Source organism: Agromyces binzhouensis, from assembly GCF_004135055.1.
Classification (GTDB): Bacteria; Actinomycetota; Actinomycetes; order Actinomycetales; family Microbacteriaceae; genus Agromyces; species Agromyces binzhouensis.
Genome location: NZ_SDPL01000646.1, coordinates 1 through 1144, shown reverse-complemented (window position 1 = coordinate 1144; position 1144 = coordinate 1). Strand labels below are relative to the sequence as shown.

Here is a 1144-nt window from a genome sequence, read left to right as displayed (position 1 = left end):
CGGCGCGGACGCGTCCGGGAGCCGCCGAGGCGACGGAGTCCGCGGTCGGGCGAGACGAGACGTCGCCGGTCGTGGCCGATGTCGCCGCGCTCGGGCCGCTCGCACCCTTCGCCGCCGACCTCGCCGTGACCGACCTCTTCGTGAACGGAGCGCGCGGGCTCTGGGTCGACCGCGGCGCGGGAGCGGAGCATCACCCCGCCTGGCGCGCCGACGAGGCCGAGGTCCGCTCCCTCGCGGTGCACCTCATCGCGCGGGGCGGACGGCACATCGACGAGGCGACCCCCGCGGTGGATGTCCGGCTCGGCGACGGCATCCGCGTCCATGCCGTGCTCCCGCCGCTGTCCGCCTCCGGCACCCTCCTGTCGGTCCGGGTGCCCCGCGCAGCGGGGGCGAGCCTCGATGCACTCGCCCGGTCCGGCATGTTCGACGCGGAGCAGGAACGTCGGCTGCGCGACGCGGTGCGGGATCGTCGCAACATCCTCATCACCGGCGCGGGCGGCACGGGCAAGACGACGCTGCTCGGCGCGCTGCTCGCCGAAGCGCCCCCCGGCGATCGGATCGTGCTCCTCGAAGACGTCGCGGAGCTGCGGCCCGCGCATCCGCACGTCGTGTCCCTCGAGGCCAGGCAGGCGAACCTCGAGGGCACGGGGCGGATCGGGCTCGACGTGCTCCTGCGCGAGGCGCTCCGCATGCGCCCGGACCGGCTCGTCGTGGGGGAGTGCCGCGGCCCGGAGCTGCGCGATCTCCTCGCGGCGCTGAACACCGGTCACGACGGCGGCGCCGGCACGCTCCACGCGAACTCGCTCGCCGACGTGCCGGCGCGGCTCGAGGCGCTCGGCGCCACGACGGGGATGTCGGCTCAGGCGGTCGCGCGCCAGGCGGTCAGCGCGTTCGACCTCGTCGTGCACCTCGAGCGGGTCGACGGCCGACGCCGAGTCGCCGGGATCGGCCGACTCCGGCTCGAACGCGACACGCTGGAGGTGGAGGGATGCTGAACCTCCGGATGCCTGCGGTGCCGGCACGGATCCTCGGACGCGAGCGCGCGGACGACTCGGCCGGTCCCGACCGGGTCGCCGCTATCGCCGAGCGGATGGCCGCGCTGCTGTCGGCCGGGCTCGCGCCGGCGACCGCATGGGCCGCGCTC

General features: G+C 76.2%; 1 protein-coding gene. It reads left to right on the top strand.

All coding sequences use genetic code 11. The features are described from left to right. Positions 1-71: 71 nt before the first annotated feature. On the top strand, positions 72-995 hold the full coding sequence (locus ESO86_RS17355; protein WP_129236002.1) for a TadA family conjugal transfer-associated ATPase: 924 nt from the start codon (positions 72-74) through the stop codon (positions 993-995). Positions 996-1144: the final 149 nt, after the last annotated feature.